Consider the following 7,779-nt stretch of genomic DNA (forward strand, 5'->3'; position numbering starts at 1 on the left):
CATGAAACCGAATCACGTCCTCGTCCCCCCTCTGGAAATCACCCATGTCCCATTCCGAAATAATTCACAAAAAATTTAGCACATTCTTTCGGAAAGGGGGAGAGGGATATTCCGAAGGAATGTGCAACCCGAGTTCGACAGTTTTGAGGCCATTTTAGGCAAATGAAAATGGCCAAAATGCTGTTATATCAAGGATTTCGCGATACGGATCCTAGAAAAAAACGCTTAATTTCATAGGCACACGACTTGACAATTTATCCTTTTAAAAAAGCCCAATATCGTTTATAATATAGGCATGTACATACGGCGAGTAACACGCAAAAACAAAGATGGAACGACCGTGGCGTATCTCCAGCTTGCTCACAACGAATGGGATCCGAAGGCCAAATATGCGAAAGCGAAGGTGATTTATTCGTTTGGGCGCGAAGACGAGGTGGATCGCGCTGTCTTGGAGCGTCTGGCCAAAAGCATTTCGCGATTCCTTTCTCCTGAGCAGGCTTGGGAAATCGAGACGTTGACAGGAGAAGTGTCGGATGACTTTCAGTTTCAATCAAGCAAACGCCTTGGTGGCGCTTGGCTTTTGGATCAGCTCTGGAGACAACTGGGATTGGGAGAGATTCTCCACTCCTTGTTTGCCTCCCGACATCATCAGATTCCGTTGGAACGGCTGATTTTTGCCATGGTGGCGAATCGTGCCCTTCATCCGTCAAGCAAGTTGGCGATGGAGGAGTGGGTGGAGAAAGACGTGCATATCCCTCATCTTCCCCAAGTCGCCAGCCACCAGTTGTACCGGGCGATGGATGAGCTGCTGGCCGTGCAGCCGGAATTGGAACGCCAAGTGTTCCATGCCGTGGCCGATTTATTGAACCTGGAAGTCGATTTGATTTACTTTGATACGACTTCGTCGTACTTCGAAGTGGATCCATCCGAAACACCAGAAGGAGAATCGCTTCGAAAGCAGGGGTTTTCCAAAGATAAGCGTCCCGATTTGGTCCAAATCGTCATTGGACTGGCCGTTACCCGGGAAGGAGTCCCCATTCGCGCTTGGGTATGGCCTGGCAATACGATGGATATGACGGTCATCAAACAGGTGAAACAAGACTTGATTGGCTGGAAGCTTGGGCGTGTGATCAGCGTGATGGACCGCGGATTTTCGTCTGAAGAGAATTTGCGAATCTTGCAACAGGCCGGGGGACACTACATTGTCGGCGAAAAAATGCGGTCCGGCAAAGCCGCCGTCGAAGAGGCCCTAAACCGTCGCGGGCGCTACCAACAAGTTCGCGAGAACTTGCATATCAAAGAAATCATCGTGGGCGACGGAGAAGCGCGTCAGCGCTATGTTCTCGTGTACAATCCCAGCGAAGCCGAACGCCAACGCAAGGAGCGGGAAACGCTGCTCGAATCGCTGAAAGAAGAGTTGGAAGGGCTTCGACAACTCCCCAACGAAGCCCATCATAAGGCCACCTGCCGGCTGCGTTCCCATCCGTCCTACGGAAAATACTTGCGTCAATTGAAGGATGGAACGCTTCGCATCGACAAGCAAGCGGTTCGTGAAGCGGAAAAGTACGATGGCAAATATCTCATCCGAACCTCCGATGACACCTTGTCTGCCGAGGATGTTGCGCTCGGGTATAAGCAACTGGTGGATATCGAGCAGGCCTTTCGGACGTTGAAATCAACACTCGAGCTGCGCCCCATGTATCATCGCTTGGAAGACCGTATCCGGGCGCATGTGCTGCTCAGTTGGCTGGCTCTCTTGCTGGTTCGGATCGTGGAGATCCGAACTCATGAATCGTGGCCGAAAGTAAGAGACGAATGTGAGCGTCTCATGCTTGGACATTTTTCTTCAAAAAACGGAGACCTTTATCAACGAACCGAACTGACGGCCAAACAGGCTCAACTCTTTGCGGCTCTAGGGATGGAGCCTCCTCCGAAGATTCTAGGCATCCATCCTCGCCCCTAGATACACGCCTAAAGTATGCCCAAATCCCTCTGATCCCTTTTGTATCAAAGGATCAGAGGGATTTTGTTTGCCTAGTCGCTGTCGAACTCGGGTGCAAAAAAGAGTCTTTTTTGTGCGGAAATAAAGTGATAATTTACACCTTTGTCTGGGCCCGGTAAGGCCGGCATACTTTTGGAATAAATCCGTAGTAACTCGCAAATTCGGAAAATCGTTGATTCCATTTCACCACTCCTTGTTCTCGCCCGTCTGTAACGGTCTTCATATTGTCAAATAACACCTTCTTCGGAACCCCGCCAAAGTACTTGAAGCTCTGAATCAGGCATTCCATTAAGTGTTCCTGATCCTGGCTGACCGTAAATACCGCGTATTTCATCCGCGAATAGCCTAACACAGCCACAAATAGCGATAACTTGACTTTTCTCCCTTCGATCACGACCTCCCCGACTTCTTTCCAATCGACTTGCATTTGTTCGCCAGGAAGCGTTTCATAACGAACGGTGTATTTCTTTTTCGCCGTCTCTCGGAAAGGTTTCATATAGTCTTTTAAAATCGTCTTTCCTCCCGTATAGCCCTGTTGTCGAATTTCAAAAAACAACTTTTCGCTATTAAACACCCCATCTTCTAACATTCGTTTTTGAAGATACGGCTTAAATGGATCTAACTTGCTTTTTCTTTGTTTTCGCTTGGATTTGGAAGGAGGATTGGGGGAGTGAATATATTTTCGGACGGTTTTCCGATCGATCCCCAATTCCCTCGCAATATCGGAAATACTCATTCCCCTTTCATACATCTCTTTGATCATAAAAAATTCCCCTCTCGTAATCATGAACCATAGCTCCTCTCGTTGACACTATGGTTCTATTGTAAGTGGGGAATTTTATTCCGGCTATATTGGGGATTTTATCATCGGCTTTAACAGCCTTTAAAGTATCTATCATTGTATAAAAAAGGAATTCTCATGAATCTGCTTAATCCAAAAGTATCTTTGTTCTTTTTGGCATTGTTGCCTCAATTTGTGAATAAATCGATGGGACACATTACGTTGCAGATGTTTATTTTGGGGATTATTTTTCTGGTTCAGGCTTTAGTGATTTTTATCGCTGTCAGCGTGTTTTCAGAGAAACTGCGCCATGTCCTGCTTACCAATTCGTTCATAGCGAAGCGAATGAACATTGTAAAAGGTTTGTTATTAGGGCTGATTGGTATACAGATTGCGTTTAGTGAAAAGTGAAATCGTTAGAGTGTTATCTTTTAATAAATGTCTCTGTTCAATTTCAATGTTGATTTTTAGACCACAGAAAAAGACCGAAATCAATCGGTCTTTTTTTGTATGTCCTGTTCAACTATCGCCAACCGTTAGTTGAACAAGCTCATCATTAAATTAACTTCTTCACAAATAAAACTCTATCTTGATTTGGTCCATCATAATCAGTATGTACAGAAACTCCGTCTACTTTTTTATCTCCGTTTTTTTCGATTTCAAATCCCATTTTCGTATGAAATGCAATGGAAACTTTGTTCACTGGTGAAGTTACACAACGGACGATATTCCGGCCATTCTTTTTAACAATATTAAAAAATTCATTGTACAGTCGTTTTCCAATACCGTTTTTCCTATAATCCGGATGAACTCCAACAAAGTGTATATATGCTTCTTCTGGATATGTTTGGGATAGAAAACCTATCAAAAATCCAACGATTTTTCCATCTTTTTCGGCAATGAAACTTGTATTTTTAAAATGGTCGAAGAATAATTTTGGCAACTTATCAGACATTTGTCTTCCGCCCCACCACTCATTGATTAGTGGAGAGATGACATAGTAGTCTGACCCTTTCACTGAACGAATTTCCATCTTAATCCCCCTTCATTTGTAAAAGTATGACTATCATAAAGGCAAATTTAGTGCTATTCTTCAACTGATTCGCCCGTTAGCCAACCATGAAGCGATCTTCACCACAGATGATGGAAGTTCATTCGTTCTTCCATAAGAGACAACCATGCTACATCTATGCGGCACCATCAGAAGAATGAAAATATTAATTTTCAGGATAGTTGAATTAGGACTTGTAATTGTGATGATTTATATAAAATTCATCTATCGTTTTAAATATTTTTTGGATAGTTGAAATTGGAGTAAAAGGATTTAATAAAACAGCTCTTAACCAACGTTTTCCCATATAAGTCGGCAAGGAGAAAAACACCCGTTCTTTATGTAGTAGAAATTGTTGTAACTCCAAGTTCCATTGGTCGCATTGCTTCTCATCGAGATTCTTTGGTCTGCCCCTAAAACAGCATATATTTATATCAGGTTCACTGGCTAGTTCCAAGTAGGGGCGTTGTTTAACTTGTTTTACAAATTCTTCTACTCTCAAATAACCTTCATTTATTAGCTGGTCATAACCCTTTAATCCAATATGTTGAAGAGATAAATATAACTTTAAAATATCAGCATGACGGGTGCCTTGAACACTTATTTCCCCCAAATTTGTAAAATCTGTATCATTCATATATGGTGCTGAAATACGGAATTCTGTTTCCAACAAGTCACAGTTCTTAAATAGGACCATAGCACATGTCTTTGCAACGTACATCCATTTTTGAGGATTAAAAGTTATAGAATCTGCTTTTTCAATACCAGAAAGTCGTTCACGGTGTTTATCAGAAAAAACCAATGCCCCGCCGTAGGCAGCATCTACATGTAACCATAGTCCATACTTCTTTGTTATTTCTGCAATGGATAAGATAGGGTCAATATTACCCGTCACCGTAGTTCCAGCCGTTGCCACAACTGCAAAAGGTTGTTTTCCTTCTTCAATCATTTTATTAATCTTTTTCTCTAAGTCTGAGGTATCCATCTGAGAATTTTGATTAGTTTTAACCGCAACTACACTAGATGTTCCTAAACCTAGTAACATTGCAGCTTTATGTAAAGAAGTGTGGCTAGCTTCTGAAGCCAAGATAACTGGTTGTTCTATTAACCCAGTTAATCCTTCCTCTTTAACTGAAAAGTAGTGATTACGCGCCACTGCAAGAGCTTGTAAGTTCGCGAGACTTCCGCCACTTACCATTACTCCCCCACCCTGCTCATCGTAACCAAACATTCGAGCAATTTTCCGTAGCACTTGTACTTCCATTTGGGAAAATACAGGAGACATTTCAAGACTCAACATATTGTTATTAAGCGTTGTTGTTACAAACTCACCCAAGCAGGAAATTAGAGTAGGTATAGAGTCCATATGCCCGATATAGTTAGGAGTTAGAGGATTCATTGAATTTCTTAAAATCTCCTTTAATTGTAGAAGAATACCTTCAGTCGGAATCCCTTGTATGGGAATCTCGTCAAAAGTATAATTTTCTATTTGAGATAAAGGTGGACGTTGCTCTGAACTAGCAGAATTCTCTATCACTAAATCCATAAACTTCTTCATTAGGCTAGCAACTTCGTCTATATTTTGACCACTTGGTTCAATAAAAGCGTCATTAGGGAGAAAATCAAGATTCATCATTATCACCCTTATTCAAGATCATTCATTATATAAATAGAGCAGATAGTTTCAAAAAAACATGTGAGTTTAGAGAACAATTTTGTATAAATACCCTACATCTTTGTTAAAGGTGTAGTATGGAAGCATTATGCATTATCCTTTTGTTTAATATTCTGTTCCATCATTGTTGCAATTTCTGCTGAATTATATTTGTTGCTTGTTTTTAAACCATTAATAAGGTTTTGTTGTCTTTCTATGGAGTGATTCTGGCTTAACTTCCATTTCCCTTCCATCCTATTTATTGAGATTTCAAATACAACTATGCCGTTCATTAAGCCATCTATGAATTCATCATCAAATTTAGCATTCCAAGGGTTGGGCATAGATGATTCATAAAAATTAACCGTCTTTTCCATCCGTTCAACCATTTCTTCTTTTTTCTCTATGATTCTAACTGTTCCATATACGTGGACTGCTACGTAATTCCAAGTAGGTACAGTGTTAGGTTCGTTATACCAGGAAGCCGATATATAAGCGTGGGGACCTGGAAAGACTACAAGAACTTCTTTACCATTTAATTTATTCCAGTGAGGATTCAGTTTTGCCATATGACCAATCAATACACCGTTATCCCCCGTTTCTTCATCAATGAAGAAAGGCAAATGTGTTGCCAACGGTCCATTTTCTTCCTGAGAAAATAAAATTCCAAAACTGTTGTCTCTAATAAAATTTACTAATTTTGTTTTATCATTAACCTCAAAAGCTTTTGGTATGTACATTTCTGATTCTCCTTCACGCATTTTTGCATAATCATACATATAGAATGAAACAAAGATTAAATTATACCCTCTTCAACTATCCTGCCGTTAGCCACCTATGCCTCATTTCGCGACACCACAGATTATGAAAGAATTTCTGTTCTTCCATGGGAGTGGAACAGTCTAATGCAATTTACAAATTCTTTTTCATAACAATCCTATTGTTATTCACAATATAACCATTTTTTCTATAAAAGTTTTTTGCGAGTCCTCCATTGGAAGTTAAAAGATAAATGCTTTTAACGTTTTTCTTCTGTAATTCTTCCTCTAAAAATTGGAGAAGTTTGGAACCATAACCTTTACCTTGAATTTCATTATTGATGCATAATTCTGCTAAATAAAAAGTTATTCCTTGATTCCATTAAATACCCTCCCCAAAATCTTAGCCCTTTTACTTAATATACTCTTCTTCAATCTGTCCTGTTATCCAGCCACAAAGCGAGCTTCCCCACAGATTATGCAAGAAGTTCTATCCTTCCACGGGAGCTTAGTAGAGTTGACATTTGGTTTGATGATGATTTAGCAAAATATCATTCAAGAAGAAAGACTTCATCGCCTACATGAATTTCACCTGTTTTTATAACAGAAGCATAAACGCCAAAATGATTATTTCTTTGTTGTACAAGAGTTTTAAGCAAAGACGAATCTTGTTCTGCATTATCAGGATTAACAGTAACAATCATGCACCGTTCACAATGTCTTTTTAATTGAATCTCCACTTCTCGTCCAATTTTAATCCTTCTGCCAAACCACGTTTCTTCAATAAATGGGACTTTCTCTTTTAATGATATAAGCAAATTAGGGCGAAAACGTTGATAATTGACCTCTTTTCCCCATATTTCTTTTAATTTAAGCAAAGAAGCATCCGTTACCAATTGAATGTGTTCTTCTTCAATTGCCCCTAAAGGTACATAAGAGGGAGTATATTTTACAAGAGAAACTTTCCGTTTCGATTTGTTTTCTATTTCTCTAATTAGGTCTTCATCCCCCCAATCAACAACCTTACCTTCAGGTGTCGTTATTTCGACTCTGGGGTATTCTTCCATTAACTCTTCCCCAACAAATCTTGCTTTATATCGAACCATTTCTGGGAATTGTGTTATTGTTAAAAACTTCCCTGATCTTGTTTCATCTAAAAAAGCATGACTACGGTCGCCATACAAACCATATTCCATTACTTTAGTTTTTTGTACACTCTCTCCACGGAAAGATTTCACAGGGTAACGGACAATTTCCTTGATATGGCCGATTAACATTTCATTCTCTCCTTAAATTAATTTTTGTCTACCAAAATTATACAAAAATCTACTCATTCATCACTTCCGTGACACCACAGATGATAGAAGTTAACTTGTTCTTCCATGAGAGTTGAATAAAGGATTATTCCAGGCGTGTTGATTATCCAATAAAATCCAAAGGGTATAGAAAAAAGAGCACCTTTCCTGTAGAATGTGAGTAGCGACACAAACAAACCCAGGAGGTGCTCTCTATGAACAAGCATACCACACTCCC

The 7,779-nt window shown here is 40.1% G+C and carries 6 protein-coding genes and 2 pseudogenes; 2 read left to right on the forward strand and 6 right to left on the reverse strand.

Annotated elements, in window-relative coordinates:
• Positions 1-295: 295 nt before the first annotated feature.
• Positions 296-1,963, forward strand: a complete 1,668-nt coding sequence (locus tag ACVBDQ_RS17215; protein ID WP_042382804.1) for an IS1634 family transposase — start codon at positions 296-298, stop codon at positions 1,961-1,963.
• Positions 1,964-2,102: 139 nt separating this feature from the next.
• On the opposite strand, the pseudogene istA reads toward ACVBDQ_RS17215, so the two are convergent.
• A pseudogene (gene istA / locus ACVBDQ_RS17220) lies at positions 2,103-2,789 on the reverse strand (IS21-like element IS5376 family transposase); the annotation flags it as partial.
• A 90-nt stretch (positions 2,790-2,879) separates the two neighbouring features.
• Between istA and ACVBDQ_RS17225 the strand changes: the two are divergent.
• Positions 2,880-3,194: pseudogene (locus ACVBDQ_RS17225) on the forward strand (LysE family translocator); the annotation flags it as partial.
• A gap of 145 nt (positions 3,195-3,339) precedes the next feature.
• Here the strand turns inward: ACVBDQ_RS17225 and ACVBDQ_RS17230 are convergent.
• From ACVBDQ_RS17230 to ACVBDQ_RS17250, 5 genes are all read right to left on the reverse strand, one after another.
• A complete protein-coding gene (locus ACVBDQ_RS17230) occupies positions 3,340-3,816 on the reverse strand; it encodes a GNAT family N-acetyltransferase (protein WP_011231209.1) in 477 nt (158 codons plus the stop codon).
• Positions 3,817-4,021: 205 nt separating this feature from the next.
• Positions 4,022-5,467 carry a pyridoxal phosphate-dependent decarboxylase family protein gene (locus ACVBDQ_RS17235; protein WP_446663370.1) on the reverse strand — a complete coding sequence of 482 codons (1,446 nt, stop codon included), beginning with the start codon at positions 5,465-5,467 and terminating at the stop codon, positions 4,022-4,024.
• Positions 5,468-5,595: 128 nt separating this feature from the next.
• Complete coding sequence (locus ACVBDQ_RS17240; protein WP_011231207.1) at positions 5,596-6,228, reverse strand: FMN-binding negative transcriptional regulator; 633 nt, start codon at positions 6,226-6,228, stop codon at positions 5,596-5,598.
• A gap of 172 nt (positions 6,229-6,400) precedes the next feature.
• Entirely contained in the window at positions 6,401-6,616 is a 216-nt protein-coding gene (locus tag ACVBDQ_RS17245) for a GNAT family N-acetyltransferase (protein WP_081430722.1), read from the reverse strand.
• A 181-nt stretch (positions 6,617-6,797) separates the two neighbouring features.
• Positions 6,798-7,523: an MOSC domain-containing protein gene (locus tag ACVBDQ_RS17250; protein WP_041467858.1), complete on the reverse strand. Its 726-nt coding sequence runs from the start codon at positions 7,521-7,523 to the stop codon at positions 6,798-6,800.
• Positions 7,524-7,779 lie beyond the last annotated feature (256 nt).

This window comes from Geobacillus sp. CCR (genome assembly GCF_052906625.1).